The following is a 17126-nucleotide window of genomic DNA, read 5'->3' as shown; positions in this document are numbered from 1 at the left end:
TTACTTACCTATTGAAATATGTTGCCAACCACTCGTCACTATTTGTAAGGGTTGGTCATCAACCGAAGCAAACAGATAAACAAACTGATTATCTAAACGGTAAATATCATAAGATTGATACTTAAGGTCTTGCTCATTCCTTACAATAAAAACGGCCTGACCATTATTATTAACAGTTACCAATGCCGATATCGGTAAGCGATAAACAAAGTTATCACTGGTAAAGTCGATGGTGATTTCAGCAATTTGCCCAGCAACAATACCATTGTTCAAATTAATATTTGGCAGTAACACTTCTATAATAAACATATTGCCATCGGTATTAGCAATAGCAGGTATTTTGCTTACCTCGCCAATAACACCGCCAAGTGCTTGTAAAGAAACATTCACCTTTTGACCTAAACGCACTTGGCTAACTTCGTTACCTGTTAAGGCAACTTTTACCACCCAATTTTGTTCTAAAGCGGCTATTTTTAGTACATTACTGCCTGGTGATTGTAGTTCACCTAGTTCAGTATAACGATTTAATACTACACCTGAAAATGGCGCAAAAATTTGTGCTTTTTCAAAATGATAAAAGGCGACTTGATAGTTAGCTCTGCTTGTTTCAACACGAGTTAAGGCCACATCAAGATCTTGTTCTGAGCTTAATTTATTTTCGAGTAGTTTTTTTTGGCGGTTAACTTCGCGCTTTGCTTGTAATAATTGAGCATAAGTAGCGTTTTTATTTTGCAGTAATTCACGAGTGTCTAAAGAAGCAATGAGCTGATCTTTTTCAAAGTACTGCCCTTCATCAACGGCTAACTTAGCTAAATATCCACTACTTTTAAATGACAAATTTAACGTTCTTTTAAAATCAAGTTTCCCTGTCCGTTTTATCGTGTCTGCGTAGGGCTCAACAATGATCTGTTCAAAATCGTAACTCTGTGACAATGTAAAAAATGATACGGAAAGTGTTATTCCAATCATCAAAAACTTAATAAAACTATTCCATGATTTCATATTCAATTCTATAACGCGTTAAATTAACTGATTTTATTATAGCCAATACTTTAGGGTTGTTGCGGAATAAAGTACATCTTTTTCCATTATTTATCCTTAGCTTGACTAAGAACCATAAAATTCCCTGCTGTACAGAAAATAAAGACGACAAAGCTAGACAATTTTCACGATTAATTATAGTATTTGCCGCGCTTAACACAGCAAACCACCCGTAGCTCAGCTGGATAGAGTTCACGCCTCCGAAGCGTGAGGTCACAGGTTCAAGTCCTGTCGGGTGGACCACTTTTTTCCTATAAACAAAAAACACGTTAAATAAACAGTTTCATTTTTACAGTGACCGCTTATCTATTTTATCACGTCACTCATTCGCTATAGTAAGCTGCTACTGCGGCTAAAAACGCTTCAATCTTATCTTTAGCAAGCGCATTGATACCAGCGGCAGCCGCACGTCCTCCACCTGTAGCAAACTGACTACAAATATCACCAGCACCTTGTTTATTCGCTAATGGCGCTCTTAAAGAAACCGTATAGGTGTTATCAGTATTTATTGTAAAAATAGCGTGTGCTTTCTTTGGGTTTATATTGGCTAATTCATTACCAAAAACACCACTTATTCTTCTGGCCCATGTTTCATCCGGTAATTCAAATGCGGTTAATAACGCTGTGTCATAAAATGCTTTGGTGTTAACGGCTTTTAAATGGTCTTGGTTATATAGTTTTTGCAAAATATAATAAGGAGAGTCTGCATCTTTAATCGCATCAAAAGGGCTAGAATAAGCTAACAGTAATTCGTATAACCTTGCCGGATGAAAATGCAAATCGTCAATATGTGAACCATAACCATTGTAGTTAATTAAGGTACCTAACGTTTCTAACTGCTCGCATTCGTTATCGTTTAAACCGGCTAAATTGGCTAACTTAGTCGCCTTAGCAATAAGATTGTCACCAAAAGCGGCACAAATTGCCCAATGATGAAACTTCCCAGCTAAAATCTTATCAACGATTAAAGCCGTACAAGTATTTGCATCTAAATCAATATGCGTTTGTAAATTTACATGTTCCGGAATGTCACCCGCACGGTGATGATCGATATAAGTTACGTTGACGCCTTCAGCTAATAAGGTATTCAATGCGTCTTTATTTTTTTCCATTGAAATATCTAAAGCGCGTATAACACTCTCGTCTCTACTATTGCCTTGGGCATTTGTTATTTCAACGACCTGTTGCAGTAAAGCAATATCACGTTTAACGCCGGTAATTTTGACACTTGCTGTCGGATTGGCTAATTGCAATTGCAGCAAGGCGATAATACCGTCGGCATCACCATTAAATACGTCATAGTTCACAGATAAATCCTTTATTTTTAGTCTTTACAATTATTTTTTTTCGATAAAGCCATGGGTAAAGACTATGATTTTATAATTTGTTTTTTTATTAAAGCGTTTATCACTAAATCAGCACATTGTTCAATAGACAAATGCGCTGTTTCGATATGTATTTCAGCAGTTTCAGGGGCTTCATAAGCCGAACTTATACCAGTAAAATTAGCGATTTCACCCGCTCTGGCTTTTTTATATAAACCTTTAGGATCACGGCTTTCACAAACATCTAAAGGCGTATCAATAAATACCTCTAAAAATAACGCGTCTTTAAGTAAGGCTCTGGCTTGGTCTCTGTCTTTTTGAAAAGGAGAAATAAAGGCCGTTGAAACAAGCAAACCTGCGTCTACAAATAACTTAGCCACTTCACCTATCCTACGTATATTTTCAATACGGTCTTCGTCAGTGAACCCTAAATCGTTATTTAAACCGTGGCGAACATTGTCACCATCAAGTAAATAACTGTGACAGCCACGTTCCAGTAATTTTTGCTCAACTGCGTTGGCAACGGTAGATTTACCCGAACCACTTAGGCCGGTATACCATAGCAATACCGCTTTATGGCCTTTTAATTGAGACTTTTGCTCAGCAGTGACACTCTGTTGATGCCAAACTACATCTGACGATTTTTCTGTGTTGTTTTTTTCTATATAAGGACTTGCTGGGTTATTTTTTTTCATAATTCACATTTATCATTGGACGCTATTAATAGCTAAAAAGGGAAGAAATATAAAATACTACAAATCGCAGTAGTGCAATATATAACGCTAATGGGCACACCTATTTTTATAAAATCTATCAACTGGTATTGCCCGGCACTAAAGACCATTAAATTGGTTTGATACCCATATGGGCTAATAAAACTAGCACTGGCACCAAAGGCTACGGCCATAATAAAGGGAGTAATATTTACACCATAGTTCAACGCTATACTATAAGCTATTGGGAATATTAGCGCGGCTGCGGCATTATTAGTGACCAACTCGGTTAATAATACCGTTAATAAAAATATAATAATTAAGGCGACGGTCGGCGTTATACTGCCCGACAAAGAAGTAATCGTTTCAAGAGACGTTAGTAATCCACTATTTATTAACGCACTGGCAAGCATTAGCGCCGTAGAAATAATCAGCCAAATTTGTATTGGAAAACGTCTAATCACTTCATCTTTAGACAAGCAATTCGACAATAAGAAAAAAGAAAATAGCACTAACATTCCTTTGAATAAAGAAATAATCCCTAGTGCACTTAATGCTACGGTTAAGAAAAAACTTATAATAACAAAAGGTTCTTTTTTACCGGTAAGTTTTGATTCTGGCTCAACGCCATTGACAACAATAAAGTTTTTATCAACATTATTTCTGGCTTTAAAATCTTGGCCAGTTGCTAACACTAAGTAATCACCCGGACGAATGCTAACATCGCCAAGCTTACCTGTAACGGCTTGCCCGTCTCTTTTCATTGCTACCACAGCAGCGTCAAACTTAGCTCTAAAGCCAACGCCTTTTAATGTTTTATTAATGAGTACACTTTCAGAGCGAACGAAGACTTCCGTTAAGTTGTCATCAGACAAGCCTTGTTTGTGTGCAAAAACAGTTAAACCATCAAACTGCTTAAGTTGGTTTACTTTAGTAACGTCACCATTAAAAATAAGCTTATCGTTGGCACTAATAACTTGGTCGGGAGAAACAGGCGTAATCGTTTGTCCCGCACGAATTATTTCAATTAAAAATAAAGAGTCTAAATGTCTTAAAGCGTTTTCTTCTACTGTTTTGCCAATCAATGCCGAATTAATTTCTACTTTAGCATCTAATAAATATGAACTTTCTAGCGTTGAATTAATATCTGTCTCGGGGAGATATTTAGATAAAAACCACAGCGCACAGCCACAAGTAATAACGATAAAAACACCTACCGGGAAAAAATCAAAAAAGCCTAAGGCAGGTAGATCAGCATTTAAGACTAAACTGTTAACAATTAAGTTAGTAGACGTGCCAATTAAGGTTAGCGTACCGCCAAAAATAGCCGCATAAGACAAGGGTAATAATAATCGACTAGCAGAATGATAAGGGTTGTTCCGAATCGGCGCCAGCATGGTAGAGACAACGGCGGTATTATTTAACAAGGCTGAAGAAACAACCGTTAAACTAAAAAGCCTGATCCAGGTTTTGCCATAACTTGAGAATAAAACTTTGCTGGCGAGTATACGCAGTAAGCGAGTTTTTTCTAACGCTAAAGAACACAGTATTAACAAAATAAGCGTTATTAAGCCTTTATTAGACATACTGGCTAACACCGCTTCATTTGAAACTTGTCCGCTAATAATAAGGGCAATAAAAGTAAAGCCAAAAACCTTTCCAGGCTGCTTCTGAAACTTTAATAAACCTATAATTGTACTAATAAATATTAATAGTACAAACGCTGCATCTATATTCAAATATATAAACCCTGTTAACTTTTAACAGCTAATCTTAAGAAAAAATTAAAGGCAAATAATAACTAAGAGCAAAGCGGCTGAGTAAAAAACTGAGATATTGCTAGCTGTTTTTTACACGAACCTCATTGCCCTTAGTTTACATCTTTTAGCCTCGTTACTTTTTAGCTAAACTTTTAGCTCCCCAATGAGGAAAGTGCTTACAAACAAAAGCATTAAGTTCAAGTTCGTAATCACTGTACTTTTTAGGCTGTCCTTTTTCCAATTGCGTCAGTTGTGAAGCTATCATGCCCGCGCCAACCGTTGCATTGGTTAAACGGTCAATAATAATAAAAGCACCTGTTTGACGGTTCTCTTGATAAGCATCAAACTGCACAGGTTCGTTTAACGTAAAGTTACAACGCCCTATTTCATTCAACGCTAAATGCTGTACGTCTTGCTTTTCCATGGTATTAACATTAACGCTATATTCTATTTTATCAACAGAGCCAAACGTAGCATGAGTGCCCACTTTAATAATGTATTCACGGTCTATTTGTAGTGCCGCTTCATCCATCCACACAACATCTGCACTAAAGGTATTAGAAGAAGCGGGTTGCTCATGCGGTCGCACAATCATATCACCGCGACTAACATCTATCTCATCTTCAAGCGTCAGTGTTACAGCCATATCGGCATAAGCCGTTTCAAGTTCGCCATCAAAAGTTACTATCGACTTAATTTTACTTTGCTTACCTGAAGGTAGCGCAACAATAGTATCACCAACACGAATTTCACCTGAGGCGATCGTACCGGCAAATCCTCTAAAGTCTAAATTAGGACGGTTAACGTATTGAACAGGAAAACGAAAAGCACTATTTTTTTCACCGCTAATTTGCACGGTATTCAATAACTTAAGTAAAGGTGACCCTGGGTACCAAGGCATATGCTCACTTTCGTTGACTACGTTATCGCCGCGTAAAGCTGAAATAGGCACAAAGCGAACATCTTCAATGTTTAATGATTTAGCAAATTCACGGTAATCACTTTTAATTTTTTGGTATGTCTTTTGATCATAATCTACTGCATCCATTTTATTAATAGCAATAACCACGTGCTTAATACCTAATAATGAACAGATATATGAATGACGTCGTGTTTGCACTTGCACGCCATGACGCGCATCAATTAATATAATGGCTAAGTCACATGTAGAAGCACCCGTTGCCATATTACGTGTGTACTGCTCATGGCCTGGAGTATCGGCAATAATAAATTTACGTTGCTCTGTAGCAAAGTAACGATAAGCAACATCTATAGTAATACCCTGTTCGCGTTCAGACTGTAAACCGTCAACGAGTAACGCTAAATCAAAATCACCATCTGTGGTATTAAACTTTTTAGAATCTTTTTCAATAGCAGCCATCTGATCTTCAAAAATCATTTTGCTATCAAAAAGTAAGCGGCCTATTAATGTCGACTTTCCGTCATCTACACTGCCACAGGTGATAAAACGCAGCATATCTTTGTTTTCATGCTGTTTTAAGTAGCCTTCAATATCTGTTGCCAATAATGTTTGTTCAGTGTTCATTAAAAGTACCCTTCCATTTTTTTCTTTTCCATTGAACCGGCTGAATCATTATCAATGACTCGACCTTGTCGCTCAGAAGTGGTTGTTAAAAGCATTTCTTGAATAATTTCAGGCAATGTTGTTGCAGTCGATTCAATAGCGCCGGTAAGTGGGTAACAACCTAGCGTTCTAAAACGTACTGATTTCATTTCAGGCACTTCGCCTTCGTTTAATGGCATGCGTTCATCATCTACCATGATTAACGAGCCATCACGTTTAACAACAGGTCTTTTGGCTGCAAAATAAAGTGGAACCATTTCAATATCTTCTTGATAAATATACTGCCAAATATCAAGTTCGGTCCAATTAGACAATGGGAACACACGAATACTTTCGCCTTGATCAACTTTAGAGTTATAAATATTCCAAAGCTCTGGACGTTGGTTTTTAGGATCCCAACGATGATTTTTATCGCGAAATGAATAAACACGTTCTTTAGCACGAGACTTTTCTTCATCACGACGGGCACCACCAAAAGCGGCGTCAAAACCATGCATGTCTAATGCTTGTTTTAAACCTTGTGTTTTCATGATGTCGGTATGTTTGGCACTACCATGGGTAAACGGACCTACACCCATAGCAAGCCCTTCAGGGTTTTTATGGACAATTAAATCGAAGTCATACTTTTCTGCTAGATTATTACGAAATTCAATCATTTCTTTGAATTTCCAATCCGTATCAACGTGCATTAATGGGAAGGGAATTTTACCCGGATAAAAAGCTTTACGCGCTAAATGCAAAAGAACAGAAGAATCTTTCCCTATTGAATACAACATAACAGGATTATCAAATTCAGCAGCAACTTCACGCATTATTTGAATTGATTCAGCTTCCAGTGCTTTTAAATGTGTTAATTTATTCTTATTCATATATGCCCTATTTTACATTTTTTATGTCAAAATCTTACAAAAAATTATATCAAACCAAAACGATATAGCGAAATAACTAAATAACTTAGGTTATAACTAGCTTGCAATAAACTAACTATAGATAAACTAAAGCTAACTTAGACAATTAAATTAAAACGACTAAACAAGAGTGAAAGCACGACTATTACAAACGCTATGCTAGAATTATTAAATATAGCTACCTTGCAATGATTATGGCGGTGGCGGAGTTATTCTGCAATTAAATATTTAGCTGATTATACTGATCTATTCTTCTATATTTAGCATTATTATTGAGCATTTCTGGCAAAAAAAAACCGATAGATAAATCTATCGGTTTTTATTCAGATAATAGTTACTGGGATTAGTTACCGCCAGTACCACCTGTACCACCTGTACCGCCAGTACCACCAGTAATGTCGTCATCTAAATCAACAGAAGCTGCGATATCATCAGGATTGATTACGTCAGGAATATTTACAATACCGACAGCATTACCTGTATCGCCTGCAATAACTGATGCTAAATCTTTAATTGCTTGCGAAACTTTAGCTTGAACAGCATTAATTCTTGCCATTGCCGCTACTGAGTCAGCATCTAATGCTGCACCAGGGTTATTAATAATCGCTTTAGTAACTAGTTTAACAGCAGCGATATAAGTTTTAATTGCATCAGCAAGAGTTTCATCAGTGCCTGGCTCTAAACCTGAAAGCGAACCGTTAATAAGCGTTAACGTTGCTGCTATCATATCGTCTGTTGATACATTTGCAGATACAGAAGCATCAACAATTACAACGTCAAAAATGTTAGTTTCAGATAAATCTAAACCTAAAGTAGCACCAATCACTCGAGAAGCATCTACTTGAAACGCTTCAAAAACTTCTGGGTCAGAAAGGTCGATATCTGCATCGTCTTCAATTACCGCTAAAATAGTTTCAGTTGCAAGTGTTGTTAATGCGTTAACTTCAGCAGAGATTGCACCGCTACCGTCAGAATTACTCATGGTTGAAAGTTCTAAGCCCACTAATTGTGATGCTGGAACAACTCCACCTCTAACTACGTCACCACAAGCTGGAGCATCACAAATCATTGTAGTATCTTCGTCAGCACTTACGCGTACGAAAAAAGTACCTGTGATTGCTTCACCAGAAGCATCAGTTAATGAAAGTGTGTAATCACCATTTTCATCTGTTTGAGTGTTAGCTAGAGCAGTTTCTACATCTGAGCTATCAAAAACTTCAACTAAAGCGTTAGCTAATACACCTTTGATACCAGAACCTGATACATCTAATGTAGAAGGTGTTGGTGGAACCGGTGGCGCTTGGTTTGGCGCAAGAACAGTACCATCATCTTGGTAACATGCCGATAAAGTCAAAGAAATTGCCGCAGCAACTGTTGTAAGCATAATTTTATTCATTGTTAATCCCTGATTTGAAAGTAAAAAACCTAACATTCCTTGTTATATAGATAAACAACAGAATGATCTTTGTAGTAAATATTAGCATCGACATCACGCCTGATCAACAAAAAGAATAACAATAAAATAAATATTTAACGGCTGATTTGCATTATTAAAATCTTAAGCCTTTATTGCATTTTTATTACGGTACCGGATGTTCAATAACTTAAATAAATCACCGTGATACAAAAGTAACTTCACGATATAAGTTGATATAAACTACTAAATAGTCAGTAACTAAATTCAATAGAGCTACTTTATAAATAGTAGCTATTACTGAGTAAATTACTGAGGATAATAAAGATAGTACAGATTAAAATAATAATGTTATTTTTTCTGTTAACAAGCCTAATTGGTCAAAAAGTACAAACTGCTGGTGTGCCTTAGCCATTAATTTTTGCGCTTGCTTGTGTTGATAGCCGGCCTCGAAGTACCACAAGCCATTAATGAGATAACAACAAGCGAGATATTCACACACTTTTTCTTTATCAATCGTCGCATTAGTAAATTGCAGATAGTCTTGTATTAAAGCATCTATATCGTTAACACTGAATTCGTTAATCGCGATAAACATAGCGAGATCATATTCGGCTTCAGCTAAACAACTGCATTCGAAATCGACTAACCAAGTATGCTTTTGCGGATTTTCATTATTAAACAGTGCGCTTACACGAATGTTTTCATAATTAACATCACCATGACAAAGTACTAAGTGATTATGCTTGGCTTGTGGAGGTGTTATTTCGCTGATTATTTTCTGTAGCGCGATATGCTGAGACTGCGAGAGTTTACTATTGGAGGCTTGGTGGTAAAGCAGCTCTTCAATGGCTAACACCGGATGATTTTCTGGCGGTGTTAGCTGATGAGTTTTTACCATTAAGTACATCGCCACCGTAACTTTGTTATTAGCTACACTGTCAGTTTGTTGCTTATAAATATCGCTTAATGAATCACCGGTAATAAATTCGGTAACAAGCCATGATGCTGAATGATAAATTATAGCCGGTGCTACACCGATTTCTGCTACTAATAAGTGACTGGCAATCTCGGCTTGTGCTGTTTGTTGATGGCCCGCGAAAGACTTTACAAAAAAATTTTGCTCAATAGTATTTTTGTTAACCGTCACTTTAAAACATTGATGACTTTCACCCCCTGTTAATCTCTCAATTTTACAATCGCGATGAATAAAACAAGGTAAGGCTTTAATCTCTTCACAGCTGCTGTTACTTTTTTGATTGATTAAAGCCGCCACTCAACTACTCAGTCGCCGAGGCTATATTGCCTGCTGCTTGTTGATGACTTTTTTGATATTTACTATACCAAATTGCATAACCGACCATAGCCATGACTACATATAAGCCAAATAACACAGCGGTAGGTTGCAAGCCTTTTTCTAAATAGAGATAAATGGAAACAAAATCGATGACTATCCAGTACAACCAATTCTCTAAGACCTTTTTAGTGACTAAATAGGTCGCAAACACCGCAAATACCGTAGTTGCAGAATCTAAATAAGGGAAGTGTGTTGGCGTGTAATTGTCCATTAACCAGCCAACAGCCAAAGAGCAAGCAGTTAGTAAGACCACTATTTTGATATGAAGGAATAGCGGCCAGCTTTGGATGGCCAATACCGTGCTTGTATTACTATTATTTGTTACGTTATTTTGCGGCGAAGAAACCTGACGCCAGCAATACCAGCCAAAGATGGCCATCGCTAAATAATAAACCTGCAATAAGGCGTCCATCCATAAATAAACATCATAAAAAATAACGCTATAAATAATGGTACTCACGAGCGCTGCTGGCCAACACCAAATATTTTCTTTTGCCGCTAACACCACATAAAATAATGCTGAAATTACCGCTAATAATTCCCAGAGAGGCAAATGCGCAAAATAATTGACTGTTGCTGATAAAGATTCAACCATTAGCTTTCAGCTTCGACTTCTGAGCGATCACCACCAATAAACTTACACACAAAAACAGCAGCATTTAAGGTTTGATGGACATGTTTTATTTCTGCCATAACATGATGGGTAGCTAAGTCGTAGTCTCCAAATACTTGTGTACTCATGCCATTAGTCACTACATTTAAGCCCGCTACATTTCGAAGGCGCTTAATGAATGCCCAAATTTCAGTTTTAAACTTTTCTTCAGCTAGAGGATACAAACTAATTTCTATAGATATTTTCATATTATTTCCTAATGGTATGCCACTTTTCCCAGTGAACAAAAAAAACCGTCATCCTGAACACCCCCCGTCATCCTGAACTTGTTTCAGGATCTCATTACTTTAAGTCACTAATACAGATACTGAAATAAATTCAGCATGACGACGTGTTACTTCATCATGACGGCATGTTAGTTCAGCATGACGACATGTTAGTTCAACATGACGGCATGTTACTTCAACATAACGCCAAGGCGCTTTTAATAACTGCTCTGCCAAGCTAAAAATCCCGTCATCCTGAACTTGTTTCAGGATCTCATTACTTTAAGCCACTAATACAGATACTGAAATAAATTCAGCATGACGACATGTTAGTTCAACATAACGGCATGGCGGTTTTTAACAACTGCTCTGCCAAGCTAAAAAACCCGTAATCCTTAACACCCTCCGTCATCCTGAACTTGTTTCAGGATCTCATTACTTTAAGTCACGAATACAGATACTGAAATAAATTCAGCATGACGACGTGTTAGTTCATCATAACGACATGTTACTTCAACATAACGGCATGGCGGTTTTTAACAACTGCTCTGCCAAGCTAAAAAAACCGTCATCCTGAACTTGTTTCAGGACCTCATTACTTTAAGCCACGAATACAGATACTGAAATAAATTCAGCATGACGACGTGTTAGTTCAGCATAACGGCAAGGCGGCTTTTAACAACGGCTCTGCCAAGCTAAAAAACGTCATCCTGAACTTGTTTCAGGATCTCATTACTTTTAGCAACGAATACAGATACTGAAATAAATTCAGCATGACGACATGTTAGTTCAACATAACGGCGTGTTGCTTCAGTATTACGGCATGTTACTTCAACATGGCGGCATATCAATTCAGGATGACCGCGTGTTAGCTGAAGAGCGCTTAGCTTTAAAAGTTATAATCAAACGTTACACCAATTTGTCTTGGTGCGCCAAAACGTTGATATTTTTTAGCTACCCAATCTAAATCAGGCTCATTGCCGAAGAAGAAGCCGCGTGTTGCGATTTTTTCATCGGTAATATTTCTAGCCCAAAGTGAAATAGACCAATCAGCGAGTTCATAAGCAACTTTCGCATTCAATAAGTTTGAACTTGACGCTTTTTCGTCATGGCTATCAGAGAAGAAAAATTCATCTTTTCCTGACCAGTTCACATTGAAAACAACGCCATTATCGCTTCGATACGTAGAGCCAAGGCTAAAGGTATAGCTTGGTGCGTGTGCTAAATCGCGTCCTGAAATGTCAATGTTTGTACCGTACTTGTCAGAATAGCCATAAACATCATATGTTGCGTTTAGGTAGCCCACTGTCGAGTCGATCGTTAAATTATTATTAACTTGGTATGTTAACTCAAGTTCCAAACCGTAACTGCTTGAACTGGTGGCATTTGCCGTGTAAATGGTAAATTGCTGTGGCTTATCAGGGTTCTGTTGAGAAGCATTAACTTGTTGATCTTGTCTGTCCATATAAAATAAGGCTAGTCGACTGACTAAGGTATTATTTAGCATATTCGATTGCAGACCTAATTCATAATTGACTAAGACTTCGGTATCAAATTCTTTAAATTGGATTAATTGCTCGGGTAAGTCCATATTAAAACCACCCGCTTTGTAGCCACGCGCGACACGAACATAAGCAGAATGCTCATTGTTAATGATCTTACTTAAGGCGATGTGTCCGCCCCACATGGTTTCAGACGGGTCAAACTCATCGCCAGCACTATCGCTATAATCGGTTGAACGTTTTTCAACGCGCAAACCTACTGATAATTCATGGCCATAGCTAAGAACACTGTCTAACTGGGTAAAAATTGCATAATTATTAGCTGAGTATGTAGAGTCGAGTATTTCGTCTTCCCAACCATTATAAAAAGAGTCAAGGTCGTTATCTTCATTCATTTTGCTAATGTAAGTACCCACTAGCCAAGCAGTTGTATTGTCAAAAATTCTTGAGGCGTCATTTGATGATAATCGAAACTCTTGTGACCAAACATCTCTATCGGCGCGTTTATCCCACAGGTAACTGTATTCACATGGCGCACCATCACAACTTTTACTTGCCCAATAATCTGCGTTTGCCCAATCACCATCATAAGCGTGCTGATGCTCTGTCGTGGTATAGCTGCTTATCGCTTCGAATTTTGCGAATGACAAACCTTCAAAACTAAATTTTAGTGCCCCGCCATGCGATTTTTGATTATCAACACCTGGGTTGTCCGTGATCGTATTAAAGCCGTTGTTATCTAATGTCCATGGGTCGAAACTATTATCGTTATCCGCAAATATATAAGTAAAATCAACACTTAAATCTTCTGTTGCCGTATATTGCAATTTGAACTTTCCAGAAAACTCGTCAATGCCATTAGTATCATCTCTATTTAGATAAAGATTGTCGCGATAACCGTTTTGTTGATGTTGCTCTAATGATATGCGGTAATTTAAGTCTTCGGTGACAGCACCAGAGCTATAACCGGCAACATTAATTAAGTCGTCATTGCCTAACGTTACTTTAAAACCATGCTCGGGTAATTCTGTTGCGTCTTTTGATTTTATGTAAATTAAACCCGCAAGTGCATTGGCACCAAAACGTGTACCTTGTGGACCTCTTAAGACTTCAACTTGTTGAACATCGTACATAGAAGCTGCCATGCCCAAGCCTGACAAATCGATATCGTCGACAATGAAGCCCACTGATGAGTTTGGCGCACCGCGGTATTCAGAGCGCTCACCGACGCCTCTAATTTGTAAATATTTCGGACGAGATGTTCCACCAGAGAAATTTAAGTTGGCGACACCATTAATAACTTCTTCAAAATGTTGAATGCCCTGCTCAGCTATTTTTTGTTGGTCGATGATTGCAATACTAGTAGGAGCTTGCGCTAAAGATTGCTTATTAAAACTGGAAGTGACGGTTATACGTTCAATATCAGTTGATTCATTTGCCTGCGTGACGCTAGCAAAAGTCAATAAAGTCGTAGTTACCGCAATTGAAATAGGAGATTTTATAAAATTCATACTGGGCTCTTTTTATGGCATGCAAGCAAAAAAGAGCAATAAGGTAAATACACCGTAAGTAAGCACTTACACAAAGTGTTTACGATAAGTATTCAACATATTAACCATTCCTACGCCGGCATTATCCGTTTCAGGTATTAAGGGTAAAAATTCTCAGCAATACAAAAGCCTATTAACAACAGCTTTTTATTGCACCCCTTGGTTTGTTCGGCATACTAACAATTTTATCATCAAAGTACAGAGAAATTATGGTTATTTAATGTCATGTATTTGCTTAATCTGATGATTTTCAGTAAATTAGCACTATAGTTTTTTTTATTAAATTGCCATGACAAATCATCTAAGCCAAAATCATTTATGTTCAGTAACCTTATTAGGAAATTTAGTTGCTAAGCCTGATATTCGTTATCAAGCAAACCCGGTCCTTGCTGTTGCTGAGTTAGTATTAGCGACCCATAGCCGATGGTTTGACAAAACGAGCCAACAGTTTAAAGAATGGACGAGTTATCATACGGTTAAAGTTATTGGTGATATTGTTGATCGTTCACTTATTCACTCGCAAAAGGGTGATGTTATTTTAGTGCAAGGCTATTTACTTAATAGTAAAAAAGCTAACCGTGAAATATTACACGCCACTTATGCACAAACATTTGCAAAGGGTTACGCCCAATCAATAAACCAAGTGCATATGAGTGGTGAAATAAGCAGCGATATTAATTTAGTACTAACCGAGAATAATAAAGAATTAGTCGCGCTTAACTTAACCGTTAATAATTTAGTGTATTCGCCTATAACACAGCAAACCCAAAATATTTCTATCGAACGTTCGGTACATATCTGGGGAAAACAAGCACATTATATTAAAGATAAGGCCGAGCTAGGCGACCAATTAGTTGTCGACGGAAGATTAAGCTATCTCAATGATAGTAAAAAATCACAATTTATTGATTCACACCAAGTCATTTTATTGAAACATTAAAACGGATTATCTATAATTTTATAAAATTAGGATTGTTGGCAAAATATGGACGTTTTTCATTATATAAAAAAAATAACTACGCAAACACTTCCAGTGTTGCTGGCTTTTTGCTGCCTATTAACGCCCTTAACAACGATTGCTGAAGAAGTTCAACTCGAAGTTTTAGCGCAGCTACCTAGCCTAAGTTCAACCAATAAAATAACCGTTATTGCATTACCTGTTAATAATGAGAATAAGCAACAATACTTAATTGCAGACGCTGCTGGCGAATTGTCTTTACTTAATAATGCCAAGCTCACTTTTTTAGCAAGCTTACCTCTAAATAATCATACTACCGATAAACAAGTTAAATTAACCGCGCTAACGTTACACCCCAGTTTTTCGTTAGCAGATAAAACTGGCTTCCAAAACTTTTTTACTGCACATATTGAGCCCGCTAAAACAAATAATAATGTTGCGCGATTAACGCTGTTAGCCGATCCCGTTGCATTGCCATTTGACGCTGTGATAACACAGTGGCAATACGACAACACAGCGGCAATTAAAATTGATGTGCAGCAACGCAGAGAAGTGCTGAGAATTGCGGTGCCAACTGCCACACATCAAATACAGAAAATTGCCTTTAATCCATATAATAAAGTATGGCACGATGATTATGGCTTAATGCTTGTTGCTTTATCTGACAGTAACGCTAGCTCAGCCAACGCTAGCGAAGGTGCTTTATATTCTGGCGTTGTGTTACGCATTAACCCTGAGAAATTTGGCTTAAGAAATTATAGGGTGCCCAGTAGTAACCCTTTTATGAAAACAAACGACGTTAACAATGAGATCTTTATTTTAGGCGCTCAAAGCATTAGTTCTTTTTCGTGGTCAAAAAAACATTATGGCGCATTACTCGTAGAACATGACTACGATGGCGGTCACCAAGTTGTTGTTGCTGATAAAGGTGCTGACTGGCGAGACTCTTACCAAAATAACCTTGTTTTTCCGCTGAAATCTACTCAAGGAACTGATGGAAATATTTTCCCTTATTATGGGCGAAACCTAGAAGCGTCAGTGGGAAGTGTCTTATATCTTATTAACGATGCAAAAAATTGGCAACTTGCCCAATTGAATACCACGATGGTAAATAGTGAGGCTCAAAGTCGCGCTGCATTACCTATTTTGTCGTTTAGTCGTGATGAGCTTTCTCCAAAAAATAAAGTGTCATTACTCTTTGATCACAACGGCGAACCCTTACTGTTAGATTTAACCAATAAACAATTATTATCGGTAAAGGCTATCCCGTTAAAAAGTGACAATAGTAAGAGTATTCAGTTAGAGAATAAAAGTGATGAACAATTGTTGCCACTCAACAATAGCGCTTATGGCAAACTACTGCTTACCCTGTTTATATTAGTGGTTGCGGTGGTGCTTTATCGAGTACGGCTAAAAACGGTCAATCAAAAAGCAAAATTAAGAGGTATGTTTGCACGCTTTGAACTCGATACTAGCCAAACAACCGTATCGTTTTACAAGCGCCATCAGTCAGAAATAGACAGTCAATTGGCTACTGCCGATATAGTTAAAAGTGAAATTTGGGTAAACGATAACAACGTCAGTATTATTAATGAAGATATTGACCATGGTTACAATGAGCAATGCGAGAACAAACTGCGCTTGTCATTTGATCAAGCGCATCGCCATAAGCTTATTGATGATGAAACTCGACAAGTCCTGCTTTATTTAACCGATAAAAACGCTAAAACATATGTTGTATGCTTATATTTTAGAAAAGGTAACCAGCGTCTAACCAAAGCTAAATATTTTGATATTTTAGAGTCATTAATTGATTGGAGTTGGTTTATTGCCAGCCAGCTGAATCCAGAAGCAACAACGGTACGACCGCTGAAAGTAACCATCGCTAAGAGCGCGATAAAAAAAGTTTTTAAGAAAAAAAAGGCCGAGCCTGAAAGCATTGATGCATCCGTAATAGAAGAACCGCTACCTAGTAAGCAAACCGCAGCGGTATTGCACGACATTGTTGTTCATGACTCCGAATTAATAAGTTCGCTAGACAAGCTTGTTGATTTAAAGCAACAGGGTTTTTTAACCGATGAAGAGTTTAGTTTAGCTAAAGCGAAAATTTTATCAGATATGATTGTTTAATATG

The 17126-nt window shown here is 37.5% G+C and carries 14 protein-coding genes, 1 tRNA gene and 1 riboswitch; of the genes, 3 read left to right on the top strand and 12 right to left on the bottom strand.

Going from position 1 to position 17126, the window contains the following annotated elements; translation table 11 throughout:
- Entirely contained in the window at nt 1–1002 is a 1002-nt protein-coding gene (locus H4J69_RS01940) for an efflux RND transporter periplasmic adaptor subunit (RefSeq protein WP_182244354.1), read from the bottom strand.
- A 205-nt stretch (nt 1003–1207) separates the two neighbouring features.
- Between H4J69_RS01940 and H4J69_RS01935 the strand changes: the two genes are divergently transcribed.
- Nucleotides 1208–1284, top strand: a tRNA-Arg gene (locus H4J69_RS01935).
- A gap of 80 nt (nt 1285–1364) precedes the next feature.
- Here the strand turns inward: H4J69_RS01935 and H4J69_RS01930 are convergent.
- From H4J69_RS01930 to H4J69_RS01880, 11 genes are all read right to left on the bottom strand, one after another.
- Nucleotides 1365–2348 carry a DHHA1 domain-containing protein gene (locus H4J69_RS01930; RefSeq protein ID WP_182244355.1) on the bottom strand — a complete coding sequence of 328 codons (984 nt, stop codon included), beginning with the start codon at nt 2346–2348 and terminating at the stop codon, nt 1365–1367.
- Nucleotides 2349–2410: 62 nt separating this feature from the next.
- Nucleotides 2411–3061, bottom strand: a complete 651-nt coding sequence (gene cysC / locus H4J69_RS01925; RefSeq protein ID WP_182244356.1) for an adenylyl-sulfate kinase — start codon at nt 3059–3061, stop codon at nt 2411–2413.
- A gap of 32 nt (nt 3062–3093) precedes the next feature.
- Entirely contained in the window at nt 3094–4818 is a 1725-nt protein-coding gene (locus tag H4J69_RS01920; RefSeq protein ID WP_182244357.1) for an SLC13 family permease, read from the bottom strand.
- Between the two features lie 154 nt (nt 4819–4972).
- Nucleotides 4973–6385, bottom strand: coding sequence for a sulfate adenylyltransferase subunit CysN (cysN, locus tag H4J69_RS01915; protein WP_182217921.1), 1413 nt, complete (start codon nt 6383–6385; stop codon nt 4973–4975).
- The gene (gene cysD, locus H4J69_RS01910; RefSeq protein WP_070375155.1) at nt 6385–7293 is read right to left on the bottom strand and encodes a sulfate adenylyltransferase subunit CysD; all 909 of its coding nucleotides are present in this window, start codon (nt 7291–7293) and stop codon (nt 6385–6387) included. The genes cysN and cysD overlap by 1 nt, the downstream gene beginning before the upstream one ends.
- Before the next feature lie 382 nt (nt 7294–7675).
- Entirely contained in the window at nt 7676–8728 is a 1053-nt protein-coding gene (locus tag H4J69_RS01905; RefSeq protein ID WP_182244358.1) for a hypothetical protein, read from the bottom strand.
- A 355-nt stretch (nt 8729–9083) separates the two neighbouring features.
- Nucleotides 9084–10022: a phosphotransferase gene (locus H4J69_RS01900; RefSeq protein ID WP_182244359.1), complete on the bottom strand. Its 939-nt coding sequence runs from the start codon at nt 10020–10022 to the stop codon at nt 9084–9086.
- 4 nt (nt 10023–10026) lie between these two features.
- On the bottom strand, nt 10027–10698 hold the full coding sequence (pnuC, locus tag H4J69_RS01895; RefSeq protein WP_182244360.1) for a nicotinamide riboside transporter PnuC: 672 nt from the start codon (nt 10696–10698) through the stop codon (nt 10027–10029).
- Nucleotides 10698–10964: a hypothetical protein gene (locus H4J69_RS01890; protein ID WP_070375159.1), complete on the bottom strand. Its 267-nt coding sequence runs from the start codon at nt 10962–10964 to the stop codon at nt 10698–10700. Before H4J69_RS01890 ends, pnuC begins: the two co-directional genes overlap by 1 nt.
- Nucleotides 10965–11063: 99 nt before the next feature.
- Nucleotides 11064–11219 (bottom strand): hypothetical protein, encoded by a 156-nt coding sequence (locus tag H4J69_RS01885; RefSeq protein ID WP_182244361.1) that lies wholly within the window; start codon nt 11217–11219, stop codon nt 11064–11066.
- A 652-nt stretch (nt 11220–11871) separates the two neighbouring features.
- Complete coding sequence (locus H4J69_RS01880; RefSeq protein ID WP_182230577.1) at nt 11872–13995, bottom strand: TonB-dependent receptor; 2124 nt, start codon at nt 13993–13995, stop codon at nt 11872–11874.
- A gap of 90 nt (nt 13996–14085) precedes the next feature.
- Nucleotides 14086–14204: riboswitch (TPP riboswitch) on the bottom strand.
- Between the two features lie 119 nt (nt 14205–14323).
- On the opposite strand from H4J69_RS01880, the gene H4J69_RS01875 reads away from it, so the two are divergent.
- Both H4J69_RS01875 and H4J69_RS01870 read left to right on the top strand, forming a co-directional pair.
- Entirely contained in the window at nt 14324–14974 is a 651-nt protein-coding gene (locus H4J69_RS01875) for a single-stranded DNA-binding protein (protein ID WP_182218189.1), read from the top strand.
- A 45-nt stretch (nt 14975–15019) separates the two neighbouring features.
- Nucleotides 15020–17122: an SHOCT domain-containing protein gene (locus H4J69_RS01870; RefSeq protein ID WP_182230579.1), complete on the top strand. Its 2103-nt coding sequence runs from the start codon at nt 15020–15022 to the stop codon at nt 17120–17122.
- The last annotated feature ends 4 nt before the right edge of the window (nt 17123–17126 follow it).

Origin of the sequence: Colwellia sp. BRX10-9 (genome assembly GCF_014077405.1) — a bacterium.
Lineage (GTDB): Bacteria > Pseudomonadota > Gammaproteobacteria > Enterobacterales > Alteromonadaceae > Colwellia_A.
Note: the sequence above shows the minus strand (reverse complement) of the source record. Positions and strands in the feature narration are given on the sequence as shown.

Bases quoted from the DNA above. Each gene is read 5' to 3' on its own strand.
- H4J69_RS01940 (WP_182244354.1), bottom strand. From the start codon at position 1,002: ATGAAATCATGGAATAGTTTTATTAAGTTTTTGATGATTGGAATAACA.
- cysC (WP_182244356.1), bottom strand. From the start codon at position 3,061: ATGAAAAAAAATAACCCAGCAAGTCCTTATATAGAAAAAAACAACACA.
- cysN (WP_182217921.1), bottom strand. From the start codon at position 6,385: ATGAACACTGAACAAACATTATTGGCAACAGATATTGAAGGCTACTTA.
- cysD (WP_070375155.1), bottom strand. From the start codon at position 7,293: ATGAATAAGAATAAATTAACACATTTAAAAGCACTGGAAGCTGAATCA.
- H4J69_RS01905 (WP_182244358.1), bottom strand. From the start codon at position 8,728: ATGAATAAAATTATGCTTACAACAGTTGCTGCGGCAATTTCTTTGACT.
- pnuC (WP_182244360.1), bottom strand. From the start codon at position 10,698: ATGGTTGAATCTTTATCAGCAACAGTCAATTATTTTGCGCATTTGCCT.
- H4J69_RS01890 (WP_070375159.1), bottom strand. From the start codon at position 10,964: ATGAAAATATCTATAGAAATTAGTTTGTATCCTCTAGCTGAAGAAAAG.
- H4J69_RS01880 (WP_182230577.1), bottom strand. From the start codon at position 13,995: ATGAATTTTATAAAATCTCCTATTTCAATTGCGGTAACTACGACTTTA.
- H4J69_RS01875 (WP_182218189.1), top strand. From the start codon at position 14,324: ATGACAAATCATCTAAGCCAAAATCATTTATGTTCAGTAACCTTATTA.
- H4J69_RS01870 (WP_182230579.1), top strand. From the start codon at position 15,020: ATGGACGTTTTTCATTATATAAAAAAAATAACTACGCAAACACTTCCA.